The sequence below is a fragment of the Pseudomaricurvus alcaniphilus genome (assembly GCF_011440395.1).
Classification (GTDB): domain Bacteria; phylum Pseudomonadota; class Gammaproteobacteria; order Pseudomonadales; family Cellvibrionaceae; genus Pseudomaricurvus; species Pseudomaricurvus alcaniphilus.
This window is the reverse complement of record NZ_JAAOIX010000006.1, coordinates 125,103-151,556: the sequence shown is the minus strand read 5'-3', so window position 1 is coordinate 151,556 and position 26,454 is coordinate 125,103. Positions and strand designations below refer to the sequence as shown.

General features: G+C 57.6%; 24 protein-coding genes. 5 read left to right on the top strand and 19 right to left on the bottom strand.

Going from position 1 to position 26,454, the window contains the following annotated elements; all coding sequences use genetic code 11:
* Positions 1 to 33: 33 nt before the first annotated feature.
* The 14 genes from G8764_RS13380 to G8764_RS13315 form a co-directional block, all read right to left on the bottom strand.
* Positions 34 to 1,506 (bottom strand): aldehyde dehydrogenase family protein, encoded by a 1,473-nt coding sequence (locus G8764_RS13380; RefSeq protein ID WP_207951880.1) that lies wholly within the window; start codon positions 1,504 to 1,506, stop codon positions 34 to 36.
* 62 nt (positions 1,507 to 1,568) lie between these two features.
* The gene (locus G8764_RS13375; RefSeq protein WP_166165157.1) at positions 1,569 to 1,793 is read right to left on the bottom strand and encodes a ferredoxin; all 225 of its coding nucleotides are present in this window, start codon (positions 1,791 to 1,793) and stop codon (positions 1,569 to 1,571) included.
* Between the two features lie 3 nt (positions 1,794 to 1,796).
* Entirely contained in the window at positions 1,797 to 3,056 is a 1,260-nt protein-coding gene (locus G8764_RS13370; RefSeq protein ID WP_207951879.1) for a cytochrome P450, read from the bottom strand.
* A gap of 41 nt (positions 3,057 to 3,097) precedes the next feature.
* Entirely contained in the window at positions 3,098 to 3,712 is a 615-nt protein-coding gene (locus G8764_RS13365; RefSeq protein WP_166165156.1) for a TetR/AcrR family transcriptional regulator, read from the bottom strand.
* A 763-nt stretch (positions 3,713 to 4,475) separates the two neighbouring features.
* Positions 4,476 to 5,702: an MFS transporter gene (locus G8764_RS13360; RefSeq protein WP_166165155.1), complete on the bottom strand. Its 1,227-nt coding sequence runs from the start codon at positions 5,700 to 5,702 to the stop codon at positions 4,476 to 4,478.
* 16 nt (positions 5,703 to 5,718) lie between these two features.
* A complete protein-coding gene (locus G8764_RS13355) occupies positions 5,719 to 6,549 on the bottom strand; it encodes an SDR family NAD(P)-dependent oxidoreductase (protein WP_166165154.1) in 831 nt (276 codons plus the stop codon).
* Between the two features lie 84 nt (positions 6,550 to 6,633).
* A complete protein-coding gene (locus tag G8764_RS13350) occupies positions 6,634 to 7,428 on the bottom strand; it encodes an enoyl-CoA hydratase/isomerase family protein (RefSeq protein WP_166165153.1) in 795 nt (264 codons plus the stop codon).
* Between the two features lies 1 nt (position 7,429).
* Positions 7,430 to 8,392 (bottom strand): VOC family protein, encoded by a 963-nt coding sequence (locus G8764_RS13345; protein WP_166165152.1) that lies wholly within the window; start codon positions 8,390 to 8,392, stop codon positions 7,430 to 7,432.
* A gap of 56 nt (positions 8,393 to 8,448) precedes the next feature.
* Positions 8,449 to 9,297 (bottom strand): SDR family oxidoreductase, encoded by an 849-nt coding sequence (locus G8764_RS13340; RefSeq protein WP_166165151.1) that lies wholly within the window; start codon positions 9,295 to 9,297, stop codon positions 8,449 to 8,451.
* Between the two features lie 114 nt (positions 9,298 to 9,411).
* Entirely contained in the window at positions 9,412 to 10,584 is a 1,173-nt protein-coding gene (locus tag G8764_RS13335; protein ID WP_166165150.1) for a thiolase family protein, read from the bottom strand.
* 16 nt (positions 10,585 to 10,600) lie between these two features.
* Positions 10,601 to 11,506, bottom strand: coding sequence for a 3-hydroxyacyl-CoA dehydrogenase (locus tag G8764_RS13330; protein WP_166165149.1), 906 nt, complete (start codon positions 11,504 to 11,506; stop codon positions 10,601 to 10,603).
* A gap of 46 nt (positions 11,507 to 11,552) precedes the next feature.
* Positions 11,553 to 12,422 carry a fumarylacetoacetate hydrolase family protein gene (locus G8764_RS13325; protein WP_166165148.1) on the bottom strand — a complete coding sequence of 290 codons (870 nt, stop codon included), beginning with the start codon at positions 12,420 to 12,422 and terminating at the stop codon, positions 11,553 to 11,555.
* Positions 12,423 to 12,424: 2 nt separating this feature from the next.
* Complete coding sequence (locus G8764_RS13320) at positions 12,425 to 13,507, bottom strand: amidohydrolase family protein (RefSeq protein ID WP_166165147.1); 1,083 nt, start codon at positions 13,505 to 13,507, stop codon at positions 12,425 to 12,427.
* A gap of 197 nt (positions 13,508 to 13,704) precedes the next feature.
* Entirely contained in the window at positions 13,705 to 14,505 is an 801-nt protein-coding gene (locus tag G8764_RS13315) for an SDR family NAD(P)-dependent oxidoreductase (RefSeq protein ID WP_166165146.1), read from the bottom strand.
* A gap of 132 nt (positions 14,506 to 14,637) precedes the next feature.
* Here G8764_RS13315 and G8764_RS13310 point away from each other — a divergent pair, with 132 nt between their 5' ends.
* On the top strand, positions 14,638 to 15,393 hold the full coding sequence (locus G8764_RS13310; protein ID WP_166165145.1) for a DUF2889 domain-containing protein: 756 nt from the start codon (positions 14,638 to 14,640) through the stop codon (positions 15,391 to 15,393).
* A 198-nt stretch (positions 15,394 to 15,591) separates the two neighbouring features.
* Here G8764_RS13310 and G8764_RS13305 read toward each other — a convergent pair whose 3' ends face one another.
* The 3 genes from G8764_RS13305 to G8764_RS22980 all read right to left on the bottom strand — a co-directional run bounded on the left by G8764_RS13305 (position 15,592) and on the right by G8764_RS22980 (position 18,668).
* The gene (locus G8764_RS13305; RefSeq protein WP_166165144.1) at positions 15,592 to 16,143 is read right to left on the bottom strand and encodes a 3-phenylpropionate/cinnamic acid dioxygenase subunit beta; all 552 of its coding nucleotides are present in this window, start codon (positions 16,141 to 16,143) and stop codon (positions 15,592 to 15,594) included.
* A 51-nt stretch (positions 16,144 to 16,194) separates the two neighbouring features.
* A complete protein-coding gene (locus G8764_RS13300; protein WP_166165143.1) occupies positions 16,195 to 17,592 on the bottom strand; it encodes an aromatic ring-hydroxylating dioxygenase subunit alpha in 1,398 nt (465 codons plus the stop codon).
* Between the two features lie 77 nt (positions 17,593 to 17,669).
* Positions 17,670 to 18,668, bottom strand: a complete 999-nt coding sequence (locus G8764_RS22980) for a fumarylacetoacetate hydrolase family protein (RefSeq protein WP_166165142.1) — start codon at positions 18,666 to 18,668, stop codon at positions 17,670 to 17,672.
* 351 nt (positions 18,669 to 19,019) lie between these two features.
* Here G8764_RS22980 and G8764_RS13290 point away from each other — a divergent pair, with 351 nt between their 5' ends.
* Positions 19,020 to 19,418 carry a Zn-ribbon domain-containing OB-fold protein gene (locus G8764_RS13290; protein WP_166165141.1) on the top strand — a complete coding sequence of 133 codons (399 nt, stop codon included), beginning with the start codon at positions 19,020 to 19,022 and terminating at the stop codon, positions 19,416 to 19,418.
* Positions 19,415 to 20,608, top strand: a complete 1,194-nt coding sequence (locus G8764_RS13285; RefSeq protein ID WP_166165140.1) for a thiolase family protein — start codon at positions 19,415 to 19,417, stop codon at positions 20,606 to 20,608. The genes G8764_RS13290 and G8764_RS13285 overlap by 4 nt, the downstream gene beginning before the upstream one ends.
* Positions 20,609 to 20,721: 113 nt before the next feature.
* Here G8764_RS13285 and G8764_RS13280 read toward each other — a convergent pair whose 3' ends face one another.
* Together G8764_RS13280 and G8764_RS13275 are read right to left on the bottom strand one after the other, a co-directional pair.
* Complete coding sequence (locus G8764_RS13280) at positions 20,722 to 22,077, bottom strand: phosphotransferase (RefSeq protein ID WP_207951878.1); 1,356 nt, start codon at positions 22,075 to 22,077, stop codon at positions 20,722 to 20,724.
* Between the two features lie 156 nt (positions 22,078 to 22,233).
* Complete coding sequence (locus tag G8764_RS13275) at positions 22,234 to 24,753, bottom strand: TonB-dependent receptor (protein ID WP_166165139.1); 2,520 nt, start codon at positions 24,751 to 24,753, stop codon at positions 22,234 to 22,236.
* Between the two features lie 685 nt (positions 24,754 to 25,438).
* Between G8764_RS13275 and G8764_RS13270 the strand changes: the two genes are divergently transcribed.
* Positions 25,439 to 25,660 carry a ferredoxin gene (locus tag G8764_RS13270; RefSeq protein WP_166165138.1) on the top strand — a complete coding sequence of 74 codons (222 nt, stop codon included), beginning with the start codon at positions 25,439 to 25,441 and terminating at the stop codon, positions 25,658 to 25,660.
* A gap of 18 nt (positions 25,661 to 25,678) precedes the next feature.
* Complete coding sequence (locus G8764_RS13265; RefSeq protein ID WP_166165137.1) at positions 25,679 to 26,452, top strand: SDR family NAD(P)-dependent oxidoreductase; 774 nt, start codon at positions 25,679 to 25,681, stop codon at positions 26,450 to 26,452.
* Positions 26,453 to 26,454 lie beyond the last annotated feature (2 nt).

Below are 26,454 nucleotides of genomic sequence, written 5' to 3'. Positions count from 1 at the left end.
TATGTGTGTCTGGTGCTAATGATCGCGGTCAGGTTAGCGCCCCTGGAAAGCAATACTCTTGATCTGGCAAAAATCCAGCAGGCCGTGACGCCCGAATTCGCGCCCATAGCCGGAGCGCTTATAACCTCCGAACGGTGCGCTGGAAAGCATGGTACCGGCGCCATTATTAATGCCCACGCCACCTGTGCGCAGCTGTAACGCCATCTCATAGGCAGTGCCGGCGTCCGCGGAATAAATATGCCCCGACAAACCAAAATCGGAATCGTTAGCGAGCTCGATTGCCTCCTCGTCGCTATCAAAACCGATAACGGCGGCGATGGGACCAAAGGCTTCCTGCTGTGCCAGCATCGAGCCATTATCCACATCGTCAAAAAAGGTTGGCTCGAAGTAGAAGCCCTTGTCCAGGCCCGCCGGCCGCTTGCCACCCGCCATCAATTTCGCGCCGGAGTCGAGACCGGCCTGGACAAACTGCTCTACCCGCGCGCGGGCATTTTCGCGAATCAAGGGGCCCATCATCACGCTGGCATCGGCGGGGTTACCCACCTTGACCTGGGCAATGGCCTGCTGCAGAGCCGCGACATACTGTGGCCGGATGGCATTGTGCACCAGGTGGCGGGTAGTGAGCGCACAGCCCTGTCCACAGTGGGTAATAAATCCGGTCAGGCCGGCCTGCACCGCGCCGGCGAGGTCGGCGTCCTGGCGCACGATAAACGCCGACTTGCCGCCCAGCTCCATATGCGTCTTCTTCAACGTCGGCGCCGCCTGGGCAGCAATGGCTGCACCCACTTTGTCGGAGCCGGTAAAGGACACCATATCGACCCGCTTGTCTGAGGTGATCAAGTTGCCAGTTTCAATACCGCCGTTGATGATATTCAGGACTCCGGCCGGAATACCGGCGGCATCCGCCGCGTCGGCCAGAATCAGGGCCTGGTAGGGGGTCAGTGGCGACGGTTTGAGAACCATGGTATTGCCCATCAGCAGGGCGTGAAAGACCTTGCCGATATTGAGAAAAAACGGAAAGTTGTAGGGGGTGATGGCCGCCACAACGCCAACCGGCTCGTAGTTCACCGAGCTGGTGCCGATCACTTTGCTGCCGTCAAACGCCGGGGTGATCTCCACCGGAATCATTTCCGGGCGAATCTGCAGGGCGTCATCCAGTAAATGACTGACGTGTTTCATGGGTAATTCATACTGCATAAAGTCCGACTGCATCAAGGTGGAGCCCGCCTCCGCCACGATCAGCTGCACGATCTCGGCCTTTTTACTGCGCAAATAATCCTGGAATTTCTGCATCACACCGACCCGTTGCTTGATCGACATGCGCGGCCAGGGTCCGCGATCAAAGGCCACCCGGGCGGCCTCCAGTGCCGCTTCAGTTTGCACTGTAGAAGCCAGCGGTGCGTGCCCAAGCACACTTTCATCCGCCGGGTTGATCACCACCTCGGACGCATCCGTTTGACGAATTTTTTCGCCATCGATGTAAAGATAGTCGGGAAGTTGCATCATCGTTTTCATTCCTTTATCTGTTATTGAGTTGTTGTTGTGCCGCTGAATCTTTCAAAGCTGTACTAACCGTTGTTTTCCCGCTCGTGGCCGCTGTCAGCTTCGAGCACTTCAAGCGCCCGCTCAGGACACGCTCGGGCAGCGCGCCTGGCCAATTGTTCGCTACCGGGCGGCACCGAAAAAGAATCCGTGGCAATGTAGCCATCATCGTCCAGCACAAACATCTCCGCTGCCAACGCATGACAGCGAGCATGTCCGGCACAGGCAGTTCGATTAATCACAATTTTCATGGCTCACTCCCACTCAAACACCAGGTTATCCATGCCGAACACTCCCGACGCTCGCATAATTGGCTGGCAGTCATCGGCGAGGCGGAACATGGGTACTTTCTCTAACCACAGTTGCAACGCAATGCGCAGTTCACGACGAGCCAGGTGCGAGCCGACACAACGGTGTGGCCCGTAGGAAAACGCCATGTGCGGCTTGGTGATATCCTCGCGCTCAAAGTCTACTTCGGCCGGCCGAGCAAATGCGTCCGGGTCCAGGTTACCCAGCTCCGTACTGATCAGCACCACATCGCCGGCTTTCATCCGGACTCCGCCGACTTCCACATCCCGGGTGACGATGCGGCGCATATTGACAATGGAGTAAGCGCGCAGCAGCTCTTCTACCGCCAGTGGAATTTTGTCCGGGTTAGCGCGCAAATCTGCCTGCTGCTCAGGGTGCAGGGCCAGGTGCATAAAATGAAACCCCAGGCTGGACGCCACTGTATCCAGCCCGCCAATAAACACCAGGAAGCAAAAACCCAGCAGCTCATCGTCCGTCAACGGTCGACCGTCGATTTCACTGGCCAGCAGGTAACCGGTAAAATCATCCACCGGGTTAATGCGACTCTGCTCTATTTTTTGCTGCAGGTAGCTCTTGATTTGTACTACCGCGCCCACGACTTCCTGCATATCCTGGCTTTTTACCAGCGTATGGGTCCACTTGACAAAGCGCGGCGCTTCGGACTCTGGCCAGCCCATCAATCGCAGAAATATCAGTGTTGGAAATTGATCGGCAAACGCCTGGTTAAAGTTGCAGCGTTTATTCGCCACCAGGGCATTGATCAGGTTGCTGGCGTGCTGACTGATTGAGTCGTCAATGGCTGCGACTTTTTTGGGCGACAACAAGGTGTTGATCAAAGCCCGGTATTTGGTGTGCTCCGGCGGATCCATTTCCAGCGGGATCAAGCGCCAATGCTCACCCAGCATTTGCGCGAAGGGCATGGTATTCTGACTGCTGAAGGTGTCAGTATCCTGCAGTATCCGGCGCAGGTCTTCCGCTTTTTGTGGCACCCAGGCACCTGGCAAATAACCCAGCCTAGGCACATAGAAAATGGGCGGCAATTGCTGGTGAAATTGAGCGGCTCGCTGGTGTGCACCAATACCGGCGGCGCTGATTTCGGCCCAGATATCGAACTCGCAAGCCAGTTCACTCGGCACGTGATCCGGCAACCCGGCTAGCACATCCCCGGGGCTCATCATGAGATCTCTAACGGCGTCGTCTGTCATGATTTAATATCCTGTTATCGTTATTTATGGTCGCGAAATTGCTACTTGATCGGCTCGGAAATAGCGATCATGCCGCGAATAAACTGGATCAACAGTTGCGGCGAAAATGGCACCGAAGCCAGCACACCATTTCTCTTTCGCAAGAGGCGATTATTGCGAAACAGTGTCAGCAGTGCGTCGCAGAATTCGTCCAGTGGCACTGGCGGCTGCAACCCCAGCTTGCGGAATAATGTCTGGAATAATTTTTCATAGGTTTTACACATGCGCTGGCGAACCACGCTGTAACCCGCTGCAAATTCTGCATCCCTGAGCGCATACAGGGCAGATTCGGCAAACAACATCGACCACACTCCCTCCGGGTCAAATTTCTCCGAGCGCTGGCGAAATACTTCCAACAATTGATCCAGATCCTCGAAGCTTTCAGTCAATTGTTGCCACACTTCAATTTCACCGTTGATCCGATCCTGCACCAGATCCAACAGCAGAGCCTGCTTGTTGGGATAATTGGCGTAAAATGCGCCGCGGGTATAGCCGGCGGCATCGGCTATTTTTTCCGCGGATGTACCCGCAACGCCGCCACTGGCAAATTCCGTCACCGCCGCTTCACGAATAAGTCGACGAGTTTCTTCACGGCGCTGTTCGCGAGTCATGCGCATGTCTGTAGCTCCTTACACTTCTCCATTACAACGGTCTCTGACAAATATCGGGATGGATAAGCCATCTCGTTTTTGTTTTCATAGATATATATGCAACTAAACATTTAAATGCATACATGCATATTAATGCGCGAGGATAATTAAATGCAAGGTTGCATATCAATTAATTTGGAATAATGGTGGAGCCTTCTATGACACTCACCTGTAAAAGTAAAAGTGGGGTCAGATTAGACTTTTTAATAAAAGTGGGGTCAGATTAGACTTTAGCTATTACTGAGCTCTTACGTTAAACTCACCGTCAGTATTTAATGGTTACAAGGATGCAACCATGGCTCGTTTACCTCGATTTAGTCCCGCCGGTTTACCACAGCACGTGATCCAACGCGGCAATAATCGCTCAATTTGTTTTGTCAATGAACAGGATTTTTCTGCGTACGCAAATTGGCTGCAAAAGTGCAAAAGCAAAAGTGGGGTCAGATTAGACTTTTTATGACCCCACTTTTGCACGGCAGGCGGGTTAAACCAGCCAGAGTGGGAAGGCCGCGCAAAAGTCTTATCTGACCCCACTTATTCAATTTGGAATAATGGTGGAGCCTTCTATGACACTCACCTGTAAAAGTAAAAGTGGGGTCAGATTAGACTTTTTATGACCCCACTTTTGCACGGCAGGCGGGTTAAACCAGCCAGAGTGGGAAGGCCGCGCAAAAGTCTTATCTGACCCCACTTATTTGACCCCACTTATTTGGAAGGCCGCGCAAAAGTCTTATCTGACCCCACTTATTGGTTCCACGGCCGGTTGCAGTGCGAGCTGCGCCTCCCGCGGCAGGGTGAACATGCAGTAGAGCGCCGGAACCAGGCTCACCAGCATCAGCAAGTAAACCTGGCTGTAATTACCGGTCACATCGCGCAGGTACCCGGCCAACAGTGCGCCCAGTGCTGAAGCGCCGGCAAAGGCCTGTACTACCCCCATCACCCGACCAAACAGTGCCCCGCCCCAGCGATCGGCGACAATGGTCGCGACCAGGGGGGCGATGCCGCCCATCACCAGGGCGGTAAGGCCGACGCCGAGCAGCAGGGAGAGAAAGCTCGCGCTAAAGCTGACGGTCACCAGACCGGCAGCGATCAACACCATGCAAACGGTATAGAGCAAGCGATGATTGAGGCGATCACTCAAGGCGCCTGTCGCCACCTTGCCTACCCCCATAACCACGGACGCCGCCGCGGTAATCCAGGCCGCGCGCTGCTGGTCGATGGACAGGTCCGCCGCCATGGCACCGATGTTGTGCAGCAAGCCAACAAACAGCAGGCAGGGAACCAGATAGGCAACCCCCAACTTGATCACCGCCGCCGAGCGCATGACCCGCAGCGCCGCCCCCTTTTCAGCGCTGTTGTGGGCGCTGCCAGGTGGCGCAGCTATACCGGCCAGAATAAACAGCGCCGGCAGGCTCACCACCACCACAACCATAGCGGCGATCACCTGGAACACCTGCTGCCAGCTATAGCTCGCCAGCAGATGGGTGACCAGCAGGGGCATCACCAGGCCGCCAATATTGGTGCCCAACACCACCAGCCCCATGGCCAGGCCGCGATTGCGAGTGAACAGTTTTCCCACCAGGCTCAACGCCATCAAGGTTCCCGCCAAAGTCGTTCCCACTGGAAAAGCCAACGCGTAGACCGATAAAACAGTTGGGTACGCAGGTAACCAGCTGATCAACATCAGCCCGCCGGCGAACACCAGCGAGCCGCCAACGACCAGCTTGCGACTGGACACCTTGTCGATCAGGTAACCGCAAAAAGGCGAGATAAACGCCGCCACCAGAGAGGAGGCGGTTATTGCGAGCATCAGCGTACCCCGTTCCAGCTGGAACTCGGTCATCCAGGGCACCACGAAGAAACCGAAAGAATAGATATTGGCCCCGATGATGATCGCTTGCATCAATGCCGCAAAGGCGACCACCACCCAGGGATTTACGCCCTTGCCTGCACTCATGTGCTACTCCTGAAAATCAGATTTTGTTGCTGCCACTGGCGGCCAGCAATTCCCGCACCTGCACCAGGCTCGGTGCATGGCTGGAGAAACCGCCGTCCGCCACCAGGGTCGAGCCGGTGACGAAACCGGCTTCATCCGACGCCAGGAAGGCCACTGTATCGGCAATCTGGCGGGGCGTGCCCAAGTCCGGCGTGAGGTGGTTTTGGCGAATGATATCCATCACCGCCGGGTTCATGGTGCCATGGGCGTTTTCCGCCGGGGCCAGGCCGATATGCAACGCATTGGCCCGCACCCCCTGCTTGCCGTACTGGGCGGCAATACTCTTGCACAGAATAATCAGCCCTGCCTTCGACGCCGCATAGGCCGACAGCGTCATATCGCCCTGCACACCGAAACCGGAAGTGGAGCAAATAATAGAGCCGCGCTGCAGCTTGAGCATGTGCGGAATACTGTGCTTGCAACAGAGCATGGCGCCACGCAAATTGACCGCCATGGCACGATCCCAGGCCTCGACATCCATATTGACGATATCGAGGTCCTTGGAGCGCTGTTCGTCGGACAGGATGGCGGCGTTGTTGTGCAGGATATCGAGCCGACCATAGTGTTCCACAACCTGGGCAACCATGGCTTTGACGTCACCTTCCAGCGACACATCACAGCCCACGGCAATAGCATCGCCCCCCTGCTCACGGATTCCCGCCGCAGTTAATTCCGCCGCCTCCAGGTTGATATCGGTAATCGCCAGGCGCGCACCGTGACCGGCCATCACCCGCGCCGACTCGCCACCGAGACCGCCCGCCGCACCGGTGACAATGGCAACCCGGCCTTCCAGTTTTCGCTCTGTCATTTTGCTATTCCTGTTATAAAGTCAGTGCTGTAATAAATTCAGTACGGTTACATTCAGTGCTGTTAAATTCAAAACTGATAAAAATTACTTGCCGGAAAAAACCGCCGCCCGTTTTTCCTTGAAAGCTACCGCCGCCTCTTTCGCATCCTCTGAAGTTTTCAGCAGGGCGAACAGGTCCAGCTCGAGATCCAGCCCTTTTTTCAGGTCCAGGTCCGCACTGGCGCGGGTGGCACGTTTCACATAGCGGGTCGCCACCGGCGGCCGTTTGGCGATCAGCGCGGCTAACTCCGTCACTTCCTGCAAGTGAGTTTCTGCCGCGCTGGCCACCCGGGTTACCAGGCCAATCGCCAGGGCGTCCTCCGCCTTGAGTCGCTCACCGGTCAGCAGCAGGTCCAGCGCCCGCGCCATGCCCACGATTCGTGGCAAGCGCTGGGTGCCGCCGCCCCCGGGGATCAACCCCAGGGACGTTTCCGGCAAGCTCATCACCGCGTTGGGCGAGGCGAAGCGGATATCACAGGCCAGCGCCAGCTCCATGCCGCCGCCCATGGTGTAACCGTGGATGGCCGCGATGACGGGCTTTTGAATCTGGTCCAGTGCCTCGACCCAGCGACTGCCCTCGATGCGCTGCCGCACTTCGATGGTGGTTTCAGGGCCGCGCTGCTCCTTGATATCCGCACCGGCACAAAAGCCACGCTCGCCTTCGCCGCGAATGACAATAACACTGATTTCAACATCCGCATCCAGGGCGCGCAGCGCCTGGGGAACACCAAAACGAATTTCATCATTGATGGCGTTGATCTGCTGCGGCCGCGTCAAAACGACCCAGCCAATACCGCCGGACTTCTCGACCCTGACCGAGGGGTTTACCGCGTCTGCCATGTTAAATCTCCTCGAACTCAAACATCTGGCCGCGCAGCTCGGTGGGATCGACCTTCAACAAAGCCTTGCCGCCGACCGCCTCGGAACTCTCGACCAGGGTAAACTTGACCCCCTTGGCGTTGAGATCTTCTGCCTTGGCCTGCAGGTCATTGACCCCGATGCGAATGTAATAGAGACCGGGCCCCCAGTTATTGAGGTAGTGGCCTGCGTCGCAGTCCCAGTAGGTGGGCTGGATCAAATCGAGGCTGGCGCTGCCGACACAGTTAAAGCCCATGCGCGCACGGCGGTAGCCTTCGCCATTGAGTTGCTCCACAGTGGCGGGTTCCCAGTCCAGGTTGGTGGACAGGCGCCAGAGCACGTCTTCCAGGTTGCGTACCAGAAAGCCCCTGGCCGTAACCCGCACCATATCACCGGGCTTGGAGTCCCGCGGCTGGGTGGGCTCCGGGTTAAAGATCTCCGGCGGCATTTGCAAGGGCTCGGTGCCCATGATTTCAATGCACAGACCACCGTCCACTTCGGGCGAGTAGGCCAGGTTTTCCGGCGTGGTGCCCAGCCACAGGCGATCAAACGGCATCTCCTCGGTGCGCTGTGCCATCCGGAACGGCAGCTCGCGGCGCATCAATTTATCGATCAGGGCACCGAAGGCTGGCTGGCGCAGGGTAATTACTACCGCGTGAGTCAGCATCGGGCGAAAGCGCCCCTGATAGTCTTTCAGGCTCTCGAGGAAATCGTGAAAGAAAGGGTCGCCGGGGTTGGGCTTGTCCAGATGCCATTGCGGCTCGACTCGGGTCGGCGCGACCGCCAGGGATTTGTGCACGCGCAAGAAGTGGGCAATGTAGGGGTGGTTATCAAACGCCTGGCGCCAGCGCTCGTGCTTATGGATACCGAGCTTGGCGTGCAGCAGATCCGCCATGCCATCCGGGTCTTCCAGCATCATGTCGGCACTCATCAATAAATCAAACATGTTTTTCTCCAAACTTTCAGGGTAGATATTCTGGGGTAGTGATGCTCAAATCGCTGTCAATCGGTGCTCTGTTGCAAGCGCTCCCGCGCGGCCTGGATAAAGTCGCGTTTAAGCGTTGGGTAATAGGTAATCTGCCCGCCCATTCCGCCGGCAATATCAATCGAGGCGGCGCTGATAAAACTGGCGTAGTCACTGGCGAGAAACAGGGCCATACCGGTGACGTCCTCGGGCTTGCCGAAGCGTCCAATCGGCACCACTTTCAGCACCATCTCTTCAAATTCTTCGCGCGTAACATTGGCCGGCATTTCCTTGAAATGACGATCCCACTGGCCAGTGTCAATCCAGCCCATATTGAGACTGTTGACCAGGATGCCATCCTGGGCCAGGTTCATGCCCAGGGATTTGGACAGGGCCACACAGGAGGCGCGGTTGATAACGGAGGGGATGCCCTCCGGCGTGGGAATGGTACCGGCGAGGGCGTTGATCTCAATGATGCGCCCCCAGCGCTGCTTGCGCATATGCGGCACAACCGCCTGGGTAAAGCGAAAGTGGCCCATTTGCAGGATGTTGGCGTGCTCGAGAATGTCTTCCGGGGTCAGGGTATCGAGGTTGCCACCGCGGCCCTGGCCGGCGTTATTGACCAGCACATCCACCCCGCCCCAGGCCTCAGCCACCTCGTTGACAAAGGCCTTCACACCTTCGCTGTCGGTAACGTCTACGGCACGGACAATAACCGCCGCGGCCTGCTCTGCCATTTCGGCACCAGCCGCGTTAATCGCGTCTTCGCTGCGAGCGCACACCGCAACCCGCGCGCCTTCCGCCGCAAACGCCATGGCGATGGCTTTGCCGATACCGCGGGATGCGCCCGTTACAATCACTCGCTTGTCGCTGAGATCAATCAGCATGGTTGGCCTCCTTATTGTTATCTGCTCAGGTTCTGCTTACTTGGCCTTAAAGGGCATGGCGTTAAAGGGCCTGGCGTTTTTATACAGGCACTCGCCAGCGCTGTTACTTGTAAACTACAACCGCTCGATCAATGTGGCTGTGCCCATACCGCCCGCGCAACAGATGGCCTGCAACCCGTAGCGTCCGCCGCGGCGCTCCAATTCGTTCAGCATCGAGGTCATTATGCGGGCACCACTGGCACCCAGTGGATGACCCAGGGCGATGGCGCCGCCGTTGACATTGAGCTTGTCACTGCTCACGCCCAACTCCTGCTGCCACACCAACGGCACCGGTGCAAAGGCTTCATTGACTTCAAACAGGTCGATGTCGTCGACGCTCAGCCCGGCTTGCTGCAGCACCTTGCGGGTGGAAGCAATCGGCCCGGTCAGCATCAAGGTCGGGTCGGAACCTACCGTGGTAAAACTCACCAGCCGCGCCCGCGGTTTCAGGTTGTGCAACTCACAGGCTTGTTTCGATGCCAATAACAGTACCGCGGCACCGTCGGAGATTTGCGAAGAGTTGCCAGCGGTCAGGCGACCGTCTTCGCGAAAACTGGTTTTCAAGGCCGCCAGCTTTTCCACATTACTGGCGGCGCGAATGGTTTCATCGGCAGTGAGTAGTTCGGGTGACTCTTCCGCCCAGTCTTTTTCCTGCAGATCCCGCACCGGCACTGCAATAATTTCATTTTTGAAAAAGCCCTGGGCTGCTGCCTTGGCCGCACGCTGGTGACTGCGCACTGCGAACTCATCCAGTTGCGCGCGGGTCAGCTGCCATTTATCCACCAGCCGTTCGGCGGCTTCACCCTGACTGGTCAATTCATAACGTGACTCCGCCAGCCAGCCGAAGGCCTCACCGTGCACATCGCGATTACCGCCCATACGCACCCGGCTCATATTCTCCGCACCGCCGGCCACCACCAGCGAGGCCGAACCGGCGGCAATCAAACCGGCAGCGACATGCACCGCCACCTCGCCCGAGCCGCACTTGCGGTCGATGGTCAGGCCCGGCACCTGCTCCGGCCAGCCGGCACCCAGCAGCGCCGTGCGTGCGATATTGGCCGACTGTTCACCCACCTGGGTGACACAGCCGAAGATCACGTCATCAATGGCCGCGGCCGCCAGGCCGTTGCGCTCCACCAGCCCGTTGAGGACGTGGGCTCCGAGGTGGTCGGCACGGACACCGGCGAGACTGCCGCGGTAGCGCCCGACAGGCGTTCGCACGGCATCAACGATATAGACGTCGCTCATAAACTCTTGCTCTTGATCACAGGTTGCTGCCCTTGAGCCCGGAACCCGGCACCCGCTTGCCGCTGTCGTCATACTGGTAGACGCCGTGGCCCACTTTGCGGCCCAGGCGCCCGGCCGCCACCATTTTTATAATCAGCGGACAGGGGCGGAACTTTTCCCCGAGAGTGGAGTGCAAATACTTGAGCACTGCGAGACGGGTATCCCAACCGGTCAGGTCGCCCAGTTCCAGCGGCCCCATGGGGTGATTGAAACCCATGCGCAAGGCCGTATCGATATCCTCAGCACTGGCAGTTCCTTCCTGCAGCATCCACATGGCTTCGTTGCCGAGCATGGCGGACATGCGGCTGGTGGTGAGACCGGGAGATTCGTTGACCAAAATGGAGATTTTATTGATGGCGTCACACCAGGCGCGGGACGTGGCCACGGTTTGCTCGTCAGTGGCAATGGCCAACACCAGTTCCACCAGCTTCATCTTGTGCACCGGGTTAAAGAAGTGCATGCCGATCACCCGCTGCGGGTTACTCACCACACTGGCGATTTCGGTCACACTCAGGGCCGAGGTATTGGTGGCGAGAATGGCGTCGCCGCCCAACAGTTCAGCCGCCTGTTTCAATACTGCCTGCTTGACCGCGAGATTTTCCGACACCGTCTCTACCAACAGGCTGGCACTGGCGGGTACATCTGCCAACGCTGTGCTAGTGGTCAAACGCGCCTTGGCAGCAGCGGCATCAGCGGCTTCCAATTTGCCGAGTTTTACCCCGCTGTCGAGAATGTCTTCGATGTTTTTGCGTGCTTTGGCCAGCGCTTCGGCGTTGGTGTCCACCAGTACGGTGGCGTAGCCACTGCTGGCAAATGCATGCGCTATGCCGGTGCCCATCAGGCCCGATCCGACCACCACCACGCTGTTATTTTTATCAACCATGTCGTTGTCTTCCTGTATAAACCTGTTTTTCTTAAACCTGTTTTTCTTAAACCTGTTTGGCAGCAACCCGATTGTGCAGGGCGCCGATGCCCTCGATGCTGGCCTCGACCATTTCACCGGGGTTGAGGAACTTGCCCGTGCCCTGCCCTACGCCGTCCGGCGAACCGGTAAAGAGGATGTCGCCCGGTGCAAAACTGGAGCGCTGCTGCACGAAACTGACCAGTTCCGGCACACCCCAAGTCATGTCGCCGGTGGTGCCGTCCTGGCGCACGTCGTCATCCACCGCCAGCATCAACCTCAGTATCGGGCTGCCGGGCGGAAACTCATCGCGGGTAACAATCCAGGGGCCGACACCGGTGGTCTGGTCCTGGCTTTTGGCGGCGAACAAGTCCATGCCAATGCCTTTGGGACCGCTGCGTTGCAAATCGCGCGCGCTGACATCGTTGCCAACGGTGTAACCTAAAACGCTGCTGATCGGGTCGTCGAGATCCACCGGCGTCAAGCCGATGGACACCACCAACTCCACCTCGTGATCCAGCTCCTCGGTCAGGGGCGGATAGCGAATATCGTCATTGGCACCAATCAATGCGCCGTAAGCCTTGAGAAACGCCACCGGTTGTGGCGGTGCCGCCAGACCGAAATCTGCGGCCAGGTGCTTGGCGTAATTGGCGCCGGCAACCACCACCCGATTAATTGGCTCCACCGGGGGCAACAGGCGCACCTGGTCAAGGGGCAAGGGTGAGCCGCTCTTTGCCAGCGCCGCTGCAGCGGCGTCGGCCTGGCCCGCGTTGATCGCGCGGGTCAGTGTCGGCCCCCAATCGGCAAACGCGCCGACTATTGGCTGTACCTGGTCAGCACGGGTATCCACCAGCGCCCAGAAAACCTCTCCGGCTTTTTCACAGCGGGCAATTTTCATAATCAGGCACTCTTGGCAGGTGACCCAACTTTTGCCGGGTCGATGTGCAACAGTTCGCAGGCATTTTTCCAGCGAATTTTCTGCAGGTCTTCATCCGACAATTTCAGGCCTTCGGTCAAATCATGACGCACGGCGTCACTGCCGCCGAAGTTGGAACCGTACAGCACACGATCGGCACCAATCACATCCACCAGGGCCTGGCGCATGGGCAACTCGTGCAACTCCACATCAAAGTAGAAGTTTTTCAGGTAGTCGAGAAATGGCTTCTTGTTGTGGAAGGTATCGAGGTTGGGGTTGGTATTGGCCAGGCGACCCAACTGGTAAGGCACGAAGCCACCGCCGTGGGTGATATAGACCTTGAGGTCGGGGAAGCGGTCAAACACGCCGCCGTTGATCAGGTACCAGAACGCCTTGGTCTCGTCGTAGTTCATGCCAACGATGGCGGTGGTTTCGTAGCGATCGGTATTGGCCTTGTCACCCCAGGTGACCGACTGGTTGTAACCGTGTACGAACATGGGCAGGTCCAGGTCGCACAAGGCTTGCCACACCGGGTCCATCTCCGGCGAGTCAAACTCCAGGCCACCAAAGTTGGAGCCACCAGCACTCAAGCCCTTGGCGCCAAACTCGGTGCAGGCGCGACGAATTTCCTTGGCCGCCTCTTCCGGAGCGTTCAGCGGTGCCTGGGCCCAGTACATCAGGCGGCTCGGATCCGCTGAACAGTACTCAGCCAGCACCTCGTTGGCCTTGCGCGAAAAGGACACGGAAAAGTCCTTTTCGGTCCAGTACATGTAGCAGTGGGACGGTACATTGACCACCTGGGCATTCTGGCCCGCGGCGTCCATACCGGCCAACCGGGTCTTGGGGTCGCGCCAGCGCTCCATGTACTCGCTCACTTCCAGGGTTTTGCCTTCGGCGTGGGCCTTGCGCAGGGCCGCCTTGCGCTCCGGCGCCCCCAGGGTCAGGATCCAGTCGCCAACGCGCAATTTCACATCGCCGTCGGGTTGCAGCTCGAAGGCCGGACCCCAGTGTGGGTGCAGGTTGTAATAGTCGGGATGGGGAGCGTGTGCGTGTAAATCGATTAGCATAGGTGTTTCCTCTGTAGAGCCCCGGCAGGGTGAATACCAGGCGCCTGATTCGTTATTGTTATCGCCGTAAGACGGCCGTATCACGGCCACTGCGAAAGTGGGTCAATAATGAACAATTTAAACAGAAATTGCAAATATGTTTATTTTAAGGAAAATCAAACAAAAGTCGGCCCAGCCAACACCAGGGCCGACCCCGGTTATTTGTCGCGCACAGGCACATCCGCCGGTCGCGAGTTGTAACCGGGCAAGTGCAAGCCGCCGTCCACATGAATGGTCTCACCGGTAACATAGCGGGACAGTTCAGAGGCCAAAAAAACCGCTACCGGCCCGATATCTTCTTCCGGATCGCCGCAACGGCCCAGCGGTCGCATCGCCGCCGCTCGCTCGGCAAAGCCCGGATTCTCTGCCGCCAGCTTGTGAAACGTGGCTCCCATGGCGGTAGGTGCCAGGGCGTTGGCGGTGATATTGAAGCGGCCCCATTCCGCCGCAGCACTGCGAGTAAGCCCCACTACCCCGGCCTTGCCGGTGTTGTAATCGGCGTGCAACCAGGCACCTATATCCACATCAATGGAGGTGAAGTTAATGATTTTGCCGCCGCCGCGAGCGCGAAAATGCGGCAGCGAAGCCTGCATTGCCCACCAGGTGGCCTTGATGGTGGAGGTCAAAGTCTGCTCCAGCAGCTCGTCCGATTTGTCTTCGAGTAAAACATTTGCTGACGGCACAAAGGCGTTGTTGACCAAAATATCGAGGCCACCGAACTGCTGCACCGCCGCGGCGACGGCGGCGACAACACTCTCCTTTTGCAGTACATCGGTGTGCACAAAATAGCCTTTACCGCCCAGCTCCTGCAGCTCCGCAGCCACTTGCTGACCGGTCTCTGCGTCGATCTCCGCAACCAGTACGGCCGCGCCCTCACGGGCGAAGCGACGTGCAACCCCGCGCCCGATTCCACCACCTGCGCCGGTAATCAGCGCGACTTTATTTTCCAGCAGGCCCATAACGACTCCTGTAAGTTATTTTTATTGAACAGATTTAATGATACTGTAAACAAAAACCCATGCCTATCACTTAGTACGGTAATCCAGCCGCTCCAGAGAGAGCGGATAACCAGAGAGAGCGGATAAAAAGTTATGCACAGACCCAGTTTCCACCGCGTGATCGAAATCCGCACGGTGGGCAACAGCGACAGCGGCACCGCCAGGGTTGCCCTCGAAGACGACTATCACCACTTCAGAGTGCAACTCACGTTTGCCGCCGGCAAAGTCAGCAGCGCCGAAGGTACCGCGCTACGAACACCCTACGATTTATGCGGCAACGCTACCGCCCAATTGGCAAAATTACGGGGCATGCCCCTGTCGCCCGATGACAGCGCGGTCACGGTATTCACCAACCAGCGCATGCAGTGCAGCCATATGCTGGATGAAGCCGGCCTGGGCATAGCCGCCGCCGCCCGCAATATCCGCCGCCGGCGCTATGCCATCGAGGTACCCCGCCACATCGACGGCGAAACCGAGGCGAGTCTCGACCGGGACGGCTTGCCAGTCATGCGCTGGCGCATCCGGGATAGCGTCATCGAGGCGCCGCAACCCTTTACTGGCCAGGCCATCGGCCGCGGCTTTTCCCGCTGGGCAGCGGAGCACCTTGACCAGGATGAGCGCGAAGCGGCACTGGTGCTGCGCCGCTGTGCGATGATTTCCCTGGGGCGACTGCACGACCTCGATGCGCAAACCCACGCCCGACCGAGTGGCAACTGTTACGTGCAACAGGCTGATCGCGCCCTGCAGGCAATACGGGTGATTGGTTCGACCCGCGACTTCAGTGCACGCCAGCAGCAGCTGTGTGCCACGGATCGCGACTGGCTGGATGAGCTCGCTGGCGACAGCTAGTTCATATCCATAACCTGGCGTTCTGTTATGGGTACAGTAAATTGCTGCTGAGCCGCAAGGGAGAATGCACCGGGGTATAATACTGCCGCAAAAGGCAACTTCACTTTGCTGGTACGCTTTTATCAGCGGATAACCGGATGCCGTGGCAAACCGGTTATCGCTGGATAATCAAAGTGCTGGATCAGGTGACGGGTGACCCTACAGGAATATGGACAGGTTGGGTGTACCCAACAACGCCTGGTCGATCAACACTTCCCGCCGCACCAGCTGGAAACCGTCGCCGGCGACGCGCAGCACGTCGTTGCGCTGGCACGGAATCAGGTCAAAGAAATCGTCGTCAAACCGGTTGCGAGTGATCAACAAATAATTCACCGACGCGAACTCATCTGCTTTATCCGTCTCAAACACCTGCACGTTGGAGACGAAACGGCGGATCCGCGAGGGCGGGTTTTCCGACCAGGCACTCTTGCCGCTGAGGCGCATAATCCGCCCCATGATAGAGCCATAGTCATCGTCCATATGCATCACCGAACGAATGTAGGACTCCTCGATTTCCTGCACGGTGCGAGTCTGGCGCACCGGTACGGTGTATTTCAGATCCTGCGCCAGGGTGGCGCCCCACTCCTTCAGGCGAATATGGTCCAGCAGCAGCGCCTCGCTGTAGTAGTGCTGCAAAACCTGGTTGTAAATTTCAGACCCGATACCCACGGAATTTCCCAGCTCCGCGGTCGGATTGGTTGTATTAGTCATGACTGACTCCTCAATTTGTTCGTCAATGGGGTGTGTACGGCTGCCGCTGAATCAGTCTTCTGCCATCATCAGTTCATACCAGTACTTCCACCAATGCCACTGGGTATCGTCCTTGGTAAAACCTTCGTTGACGATGCCAGGCCCGGGCCAGCCTTCGGGAGCGCCGGTCTCGTACAATGCCTGGTATTTCATGGTCCGGTTGCGTGCCTGTGCCCCCTTCGCTGCCAGGGTCATGTGCGGCCAGGTGTCGGAGTCGTCGGCTTCCACCATGCCCGAAGTGCCCAGCAGACGAACGCTTTGCTGGATCATTTTCTCTCTCAGTTCCGGCGGCGTGTCTTTCTCGACAAAAATCCAGTTGGTGAACTCCAGCTTGTCCGGCCCCTTGGGCACGTAGGTGTGCAAGGACAGGGAGCCCACCACATTGCCATCCGGCTGCGGGATATAGAGGAACTCAAAAATAATATTCGGGAACATGCCACCCACTTGCGGCGGCATCCAGGCCATCACCTGCATTTGTTCGGGCGACAGGTTCTGCGCCAACTGCTCGACCATATCCGGCGTCATCCCGGGAGGCGGCAGGGCATTGAGTTTTTCTTGCACCGACAGCTCGGACGGATCCTTGCCGGTCAGTTTCTTAATCTTTCTGGCCAGGTCAATACAGCGCAGGGCGTGACCGTGCGGCGAGCTCACCTCGGCGCCAAACATTTCTTCGGTCAACTCACTGCCCTGCTTTTTACCGGAGTCGGACTGATAGTTGCCGACCTCGCCCAGCCAGCGGTGCAGGGTCAGGGTGTGGAAGCCATCCGCGGCTGACTGCTCACCGGCGGTCTTCCAGTTGCCGCGCACGATAAAGCGCTGCGGCGGCCCGGCCACTTCCATGCCCTTGTTGGTGCGGCAATAGAGCATATCGTAGTACCACTTGGTGTCACCGAGGAACTCTTCAAACGAAGGGCCGTCGTGATTCCAGGTCGCCCAGATCAAACCGCCATAAAGGGTGACGCGAGCCTTTTGCAGGCCGAGCTCCTGCTTGCTCAGCATTTTGCCGTGCATGCACTGGTCGGCGACTGGGGAGCCGAGGAACTCGCCGTCGGGTTTGAACGCCCAACCGTGATAGATACAGGTATGAATCTGGGTATTGCCACTCTCATGGGTGGTAATTTTCATGCCGCGGTGCGGACACACATTTAACGATACATGCACCTGGCCGTCGCGGGCACGGGCCACCAATACCGAATCGTCGCCCATATGGCGCTGCACGTAGTCACCGGCATTGGGAATTTCGGTTTCATGACCGAGCAGCAACCAAACCTTGCCGAAGATTTTTCTCTGCTCGATTTCATAGATTTCCTGATCGGATAACGCACGCAGTTTAACTTCCTGCAAATCCAGATCAACGAGATCTGCGACCGCGGTGCCATCGCGGAGTACCGGACCCTTTTTGGCTGACATTTTTATCTCCTGTTTAACACTGATCAGGCACCTGCTTTACGAACTGCGCAGGTACCCCGTTGTGGGTAATATTTTTATTATTGCCCCGGTGAAGGTTTTACTACCTTGCTTCGCAACACGCCAAGCTGTTCAATTTCCAATTCCACCACGTCATTCGGCTTCAGGTAGCGCAGCTGTTCCAGCCCGCAGCCGTTGCCGACCGTGCCCGAGCCCAGCACTTCGCCGGGGTACAGGGTTTCCGAACGAGAAATATGGGCGATGACGTCCTCAAACTTCCACATCATTTCGCGGCTGTTGCCGCGGCCCCACTCTTCACCGTTGACCCGGGCAATCATGTCGAGATCGTAGATATCGTCGATCTCATCCCGTGTCACCAGGCAGGGCCCCATAACATTGCCGGTATCGAAATCCTTACCTTTGGCTGGCCCCAGTTTGCCGGGCATTTCCCAGCCCTGGGCATCGCGCGCGCTCATGTCGTTGTAGATGGTAAAGCCGACTATGTAATCCATAGCCCTTTCGACCGGTACATCCAGCGCCCGCCTGCCGATATAGCAAGCCATCTCCAGTTCGAAATCCAGCGCTTTGCTGTAGGCGGGCCAGATCACGTCCTGATCGGTGCCAATCACGCTGAAGCGGTTACACTTGTAATAGATGGGTTGGCGCCGAAAGGTTGCCAGAATCTTGTCGTCCTCGGTGCTGTCCATCGCCTTTAAAGCGGCCTCGGGGGTTGGCGCCTTCGCCGCCTTGGCGCGCCGTGCCGCCTCATAGCACTGCACCAGGTGCAGCTCGAAGCAGGAGCAGTCGCGCATCTGCGGTGGCGGCTGAATGGGCGCCAACAGCTGCACTTCCTGGCGCTCGATCACCGCGTTGCGGGGCGCCCGCGCCACCAGTTCTGCGGCTGCGGCCAGGGCGCTGTCGCCAGCCTCCACCAGTGCCAACACCGAGGCGTACTCCGGCCGTGCACTGCCGTGTACAGCCTCAGCGGCCTGCACCAGGTCGACGATACGTTGATCACTCTCGATAAATGCGCCAGAGCGCTGCACGCCGGGTGAACTGGAGTAGGTAACTAATCGCACTTGACTTCCCTCAGATGGGCGCATTAACCGCAGCCCGGATTTAATTATACTGTTGGGTCTGGTCGCGCTTTACGGAGACAGGAGCCGTAGTAAATATTGGCCCACTGTGACGCACCGCGTCGATTAGGACAACTGCCAATGACGCTGGCGTTCACTGACGCTAATCCACCAACGGCAACCGGCTATTCCACCTACGGCAACCGGCTATTCCACCAACGGCAACCGGCTATGCGCAACCGAACAACCCTGCTTATGGTGAAAAATACTAAACACTTTTTACGTTTCTGTCTACAAACAACACTATAATCAATGCTAGAATGGCTTTACGACGAGTAAAAAAGACATAACCGTATGAAACGTAAACTACCTGCCTTGACGGCCGAATCCAGCCCCTTCTGGCAAGGCGGCGCCTCGGGCCAGCTGCTGATCCACTTCTGTGAAGATTGTGACCGGTTTTTTCACCCTCCCGGCCCTATTTGCCCACGCTGCACCGGTGACCGCATCGCCCCGCGCCCGGTCAGCGGCAAGGGCAAGGTGGCCACCTTCACCATCAATCACCAGCGCTGGCAGCCGGATCTCGAGGTACCCTTCGTGGTTGCCATGGTGGAACTGGACGAGCAGGCCGGCCTGCGCTTTGTCACCAACATCATCAACTGCGCGCCTTCAGCGGTCTATGTCGGCATGCGGGTCAAGGTCAGTTTCCTGCAGCAGGAAGACGTCTGGTTGCCACTGTTCGAGGAGGACCTATGAGTTTTGACAGATTGCGGGAGAAGGAAGTCGCCATTACCGGTATCGGTCAATCGGAAGTCGGCCGGCCATCGTCGAAGTCGGCCATGCAACTGACCGTGGACGCCTGCCGCGAGGCCATTGCCGACGCCGGTCTCCATCGCGACGACATCGACGGTATCGTCAGCTGGCCCGGTGACAACAACAATGGCGATGCTTTCTCGCCGGTGGGTCCCAACGCCCTGATCGGCACTATGGGCCTGAAAGTAAACTGGTTTGGCGGTGGCTACGAGGGCCCGGGCCCCATTGCCGGCATCATCAACGGCGCCGCGGCCATCGCCGCCGGCCTGTGCAACCACGTCTTGGTGTTTCGCACCATTACCGAGTCCAGTCGCCGCCTGGTGGACAAGACCGCCAGCGCGCTGACCAACAAGACCGTGGGCCGGGATACCAGCTTTTTCTGGCAGTGGTACACCCCGTTCAATGTGCTCTCCGGCATCAACCTGATGGCCATGTACGCCCAGCGCCACTTTTACGAATTCGGCACCACCGAAGAGCAGCTGGCGCAGATCGCCCTGACCTGTCGCGCCAACGCCGCGCTGAATGAGAAAGCCGTGTTTCGCAAACCCCTGAGCATGGACGACTATATGGCGGCACGCTATATTTCCACCCCCCTGCGCCTGCTCGACTGCGATGTGCACTGCGACGCGTCTACCGCCATCATCCTCTCCCGCCGCGACGCGGCAAAAGACTGCAAAAACACCCCGATCCGCATTGAAGCGGTAGGCTCGGCCCTGCACCAGCCCTGGTCCTGGGACCAGATCGACCTCACCGGCATGGCCGCCCAGGACGCCGCCGCCATGATGTGGGCGCGCACCGATTACCAGCCGGCGGACGTGGGCTCGGCGCAACTTTACGACGGTTTCTCCATTCTCACCCTGCTCTGGCTCGAAGCCCTGGGACTCTGCCCCAAAGGTGAAGGCGGACGCTTTATCGAAGGCGGCCAGCGTATTGCCCTCAACGGCGAGCTGCCCATCAACACCAATGGCGGCCAGTTATCGGGAGGCCGCACCCACGGGCTGGGCTACGTACACGAGGCCTGCAGCCAGCTGTGGCAACGGGCAGGCGCCCGCCAGACCAGGGCCCACGATGTGGCAGTGGTGGCGGCCGGGGGCGGTCCGCTGGCGGGCAGCGTGTTACTGGTAAAAGAATAGTTCGGAGTGGATCAGCGGCTGGCGGTGCCAATAGCGCTATTGCAGCAACAGCCGTTAGACGAAAATCACCCTGCGGCTCGCCTGCTTAACAGGAGACACCGCAGGGTGCTCGCTCAGGCGAAGGATTCCAGCCGAATATGGGCAGCCGACTGGCCGATGGATGTTTTGCCATAAGCCAGTACCTGGCGCTCAATATGATTGGCAAAGATCTGCAACAAGGTGGCATTGTGCTCTGGCCCCGCGCTTTGCACAAACGCCTCCAGCCTGGCCATCATATCGTTCATATCCGCACACTTGCCCACCAAAGGCTCTGCATCCTGCAAGGCCAACTGCGACAACTCCAGGCCAAAGCCATCCACTTCACGGGCGTACTCCAGCAACCGCCCGGCCTGGGTTTTGATGGAGTCGGCCATGGGGTCAGCCGCCTCGATCCGGCCGAGCATATCCTCCAGCATCACATACAGGTTGCGATTGGCACCGACACCACTCTGCAGCGGCTGGGGCGCCTGCAATTGCACGCCCATGGCATCGGCCAGGGCGTTGAGCAGGGTCCGGCGCAGGGCCAGCGCCCACTCCAGGTAGACGTCGTGGGGATCGCCGGGGTTGGGATTGACCAGGGTGCCGATAAACTGCATACAGGCCACCGTCGAGAACAGCGCGTGATGATAGCGCACCACTTTCGGATCTACCGGGGTGCCGCTCAATTCGCCGTAATACTTGCAGAGTGCCTCTATGTCTTCCCCCATTGGCTCATAGGAATGGCGCATGGCCATGGTGGCCAGGTCGGTCATGGGGTCACCGATCATGGAAAATTCGAAGTCGTAAAAACAGGTGATCTGGCCATTTTCGAACATAAACTGCCCGGCATCAAAGGCGATAAAGCTGGCCTTGTCACGCTGCCGCGGATAGTTGCTGCGCAGCCAGCGAATGGCAAATTCCACAAACGGGTCCGGTGCCGCCTTGTGCTTTTCGTACAGCGGCCAGTAGGCGTGCAATCCCGCCAGGGCAATCTCTTCGGCGCCTTTGGGTTCGCGCACGCCGACGTCAACAAACGGCTGCAGTGGCAACTGGTGCATTTTCACCAGCGATTCGATGTATTGGCGCGCGATACTGCGGCGCTCGTCATCGTCCTTCGCCTCCACCACGTCGCGGGTGCCGGGTGAGCACTCCATGACGATGGCGACCGGATCGTCACACATACCGTAGATATGGGGCGCCGGAATGCCGTGCTCGCCCATTACCCTGAGCACATCCGCCTCCCGCTTCAGCTCCGGGAACGGCACCACATCGCTGTTGCGATCCCCGCGCACATAAATTTTGACGATTTCGCCATCCTTGTCCACATCCACAAACCAGGATGGGCGCCAGCGCAGCTGGCGCGACATGGCAACCACCTTACCGCCGACCAACTCCTCGATCCGCGCCTTAAGTTTCTCTTCGTCCCGGCTGGTTATTTTTATTTCGTTCACAACAATTCTCCGAATAAAAAATGTTAGCTATCGCTACCATTTATTTCGTCGCTCCTGCGCATCCATGCGCTCGCGACATACATTACGTCCATGTAAATAAAAGCCGCCAATGGGGGTCCCAAAGGCGGCTTCGCGAGCAACTAAATTGCAACAGATTTAGAAGCTGTAACGGGCTTCCACTCCCCAGAGTCGCGGTGCGCCGTAGATGAAACCACCCACACCCAACGCTGTAGTTGAAGCGCCACTGGCGATGGGATACTCCTCGTCGTTGACGTTATTGACGAACAGGGACAGGTCAATGCTGGAATCCATCACGTTGCGCAGATCGGCACGGAAGTTGGTCAGGGAGTAACCCGGAATCTTCACATCGCCTTTTACCGCATCACCACTTTCGTAGTAGTTGAGGTTCAGCACCAACTCTTCCGCGACGTCACCCAACGGCAGTGCATAGCGAATATTGGCCTGGATAGTGTCATTCACGAAAAACAGGAAAGGGTCGGCCCCGCCACGCTGCACTATGGCATTGATAAACGGGTTTGGCTGATCGATATAGCTGTCGACATCCGCATCCTGGAAGGTGGCATTGAAACCCAGGGTGAGGTTATCAATGGGCGCCAGCACCAGCTCGATATCCACACCCTCCACGGAGGTATCACCCACATTCAGCACCAGGGCACCACCGGTAGGGTCATCGGACGGGTCACAGTTGCCATCGGGGGTGGTCGCCGGGTTAGCAGGATTACAAGCACTGCCGGTCTGTACGCCGCCGCCGATATCACCCTGGGCATCACTGATGTCCGCGGAGAAATAGCTGATATTGGTACGCAGACCCATGCCACCCAGATTCCAATCTGCGCGAATACCCAGTTCAAAGTCGTCCACAGTCTCGGGCTCAAAGGACTGGTAAGGCATCAGGGTACCGGAAAAAACCGGGCCGTTACCACCGCCCGCACGGTAGCCGTGCCGTGCAACCGCATAGGCAAACACGTCGTCGGTAGCCTGCCAGTTCAAACCCACTGACCAGGTAATCTCATCAGAATTTTTCGTTACCACACCAGCGCTTTTCACATTGGCCGGGTCGCCCTCACGGCACTGGGACTCCGAGATGGTCACCATCCGCTGACCGCCCTGCAGGGTACTGGCGCCGGTGCCGACGCAAGCTTCAAAATCGTCCTCGGTATAACGCACGCCGACCTCAACCGACAGGGCATCCGTCAGATTGTACTCACCGCGGGCAAACACGGCTTTGGATTCATCCGTCAGGAACAAGTACTGGCCGTTGGATGGACCAAAACCAACCACCAGGGGATTGGGTGTCGGAGCCGGGACATTATGATCAATGGTTGCCGTGAGAATAGTGGTACCGTTCTGTTGACCGGCACCGTCTGGCTCCATCTTCACCCAGAAGGCGCCGACCAGCCAATCCAGTCGATCATCAAAGGCGCTGCCACGCAATTGGAACTCATTGCTGATCTGGCGCGACTCATCCACCAGGGTTGCCTTGACCATGGTGATATCGGCGGAGTTGGTCAGCCCCGAACCGGGCGCCCGGAACACGGCCGCATCGATAAATGCGTTATTTAATTGCAAGGCTGGAATGCCATCGATATTGGGTGCATAGGCCAATTCGGTAGACTGGTAACCAAAGATGTTGACAATCTGCAGGTTGTCGTTAATTTCAAAGTCGGTGCGGTTGACAATCGTCAGGCGCTCGTTGGTCTCGTAGCTGGCAAACGACGGCTCATTGATAAACGGACCGCGCTCTTCCGCCAGTGCATACTGCTCCAGCATTTGCGCAGTTAATCCAAACGCGTTCAAGGTGCCATTGCCGCCCACCACCGTTGACAGAGGCGCGGTAAAGCCCTCTGCAGTCAGGGACGTATTAAAACCGGCATTATCGCTGTCGAACCGGTCAACCGTAAGCAGGTTGCGGAAGCTGTCAAATTCAGCCAACAGCGAGACGCGAATCGCCTTGGTGTCCACAGCATCCAGGTCTTCGCCGACTCCAATATTTTTGGTATAGCCATCACGCTGATTGATATCGCCCGCAATTCGCAGGGCCAACTTGTCTTGCACCAGCGGGATATTCAGCGCACCCTGGCCACGGCGATGATTTTCATCCCCCATGGTGCCACTGACATAACCGCTCAGTTCGTGCAGAGGTTCCTGGGGCGAGTAGAGAATCGCACCACCTGTGGTGTTGCGGCCAAACAATGTGCCCTGGGGGCCTTTCAACACCTGAATATTGGCCATATCAAACTGCGGCACGGCGCTGCCCCAGGACGGCTGTGGCACCTCGGCAAAATAGCTGACCACGGCCGGGGAAGATGTTCCCAGCAGACCTTTGGACTGGCCGCGAATCACATAGACCGGGTTGTTATAACCGCCACTACCGGCGAGAAAAATACCCGGAACATTCTGCTGCAAATCCGTAGAGGAGGTAATGCTGGCCTCGAGTAGGGCTTCAGAGTCCAGTGCCGTCACACTGACCGGGACAGACTGCAGGCTCTCTTCCTTACGCCGGGCGTTTACAATCACTTCCTCCAGCACTTGCATTCCCTTTTTACTGGAAACTTCTGCGCTGACTCCGGCTGAAGCAACCGCTGCAACGCTGAGCGCTAACAGGTTGGTGCAGAACAGTTTTGATTTGTTGTTATGAAATTTGTAATTAAACATAGTCTCTCGTTCTCCCGCTTATTATTGGGTTTTTATAAGGAACGTAATTGTTGCAGCTAACAACAGTCTGGAACTGCATACACCTGTCAGCGTAGCTTGAAACAGGCATCTCGACCAGACGATTATTTTCCACAACCAGCCAATAACAGTCAGTTGCCGGTAGCTGACGGCTTTTAACCTGCTGACAGCTGCCATTTAGAATTTGGCTTACGTCCCAATCAGACTTAATAGTGACACATTTTTAAAATATGTGTAAATACTATTTTGAACTTAAAACTGATATTTATTCTGTTACCTGCCTCCTGGAGCCCGTTGTAGACCTATTACACGCGTATAACTCGCTCACAAATAGCGCTTTAAGCAAGAATGCGCCGCGCGCAAGAGAGTTTGTCCCTCGGTAAAACATCTCGGCGCCGGCAAACGCCACCAGCAAGCCCGCCAGGGACCAATGAAAAATCAGATACTGCCTCTTAAAGACAGTATAACCTATTGATTTAAATATATTTTATTTCGTCAAGAGAGGTTATCAAACAGATTACTACAAACTTTAGGACAATTTACTCTGGCGCCTCCCCTGTCACTACAATATGGACAGTTTTTCTATATCTGTGTAATATTTACTTGTCCGCACGGAATAATAACGATCAACACAACGCTTACGCGTATAACGAAACAGGCCGTAACTATGAGTGATAACAACACTGCGAAGACGCACAAAGTCTATGCCGACATCGATCTCTGCTGTGGCTATGGTGTCTGCAACCAGATCTGCCCGGAAATCTACCACCTCAACGAAGACGGTATTGTCGAGCTGGCTACCGATACGGTACCGGAAGAATTGCTGGAGTCCGCCACCGAGGGCGCTGCCTGCTGTCCGGCCCAGGTGCTGAAAATTGTATCCGAATAAAACGGGGAGCCGCTGCCCATGACGTCGACAACCAACAGGCGACTCGAGGGTAAGGTCGCATTGATCACCGGCACCGGCGGCGGCCAGGGGCGCGCGGCGGCCCTGCGCTTTGCCCGCGAAGGTGCCACGGTGGTTGGCTGCGACCTGCACGCCGACAGCCATCTCGAAACCCGCCGCTTGCTGGAGGCTGAAGGCCTGCAACTACATGGCGACGGGTCGGTCGACCTCGGTGACGTCGACCAGGCCAGGGCCTGGGTAGAAGATGCGGCGCGCCAGTTTGAGCGCATCGATATTCTCTACAACAATGCCTCGGCAACCCGCTTTGGCCCCATGGCCGAATTTTCCGTCGACGACTGGCACTACGTCATCCGCAACGAACTCGACCTGGTGTTTTACACCACTCGCTACGCCTGGCAGTACCTGGCCCGGCAGGGAGGCACCATCATCAACATCGCCTCCACCGCAGCCTGGTGTGGCTCGACCCTGACTGGCAAGGCCGCCCACTCCGCGGCCAAGGGCGCGGTGGTGTCATTCACCCGTCAATTGGCGGTGGAGGGCGCCCCGGTTGGCATTCGAGCCATCAGTATCAGCCCCGGGTTTATCAAAACCCCGGGCACTGCAGCGTTTGTGGAGAATCCGGAAACCCGCGCCAAATTGCTCAAAGGTGTACTGCTCGATCGTCCGGGAGAGTCGGAGGAAGTAGCCGCGCTGGCCGCCTTTGTCGCCTCTGGTGAAGCCACCTACATAACGGGTACCGATTTGGTCATCGACGGTGGTCTGTTGGCAACCTGATT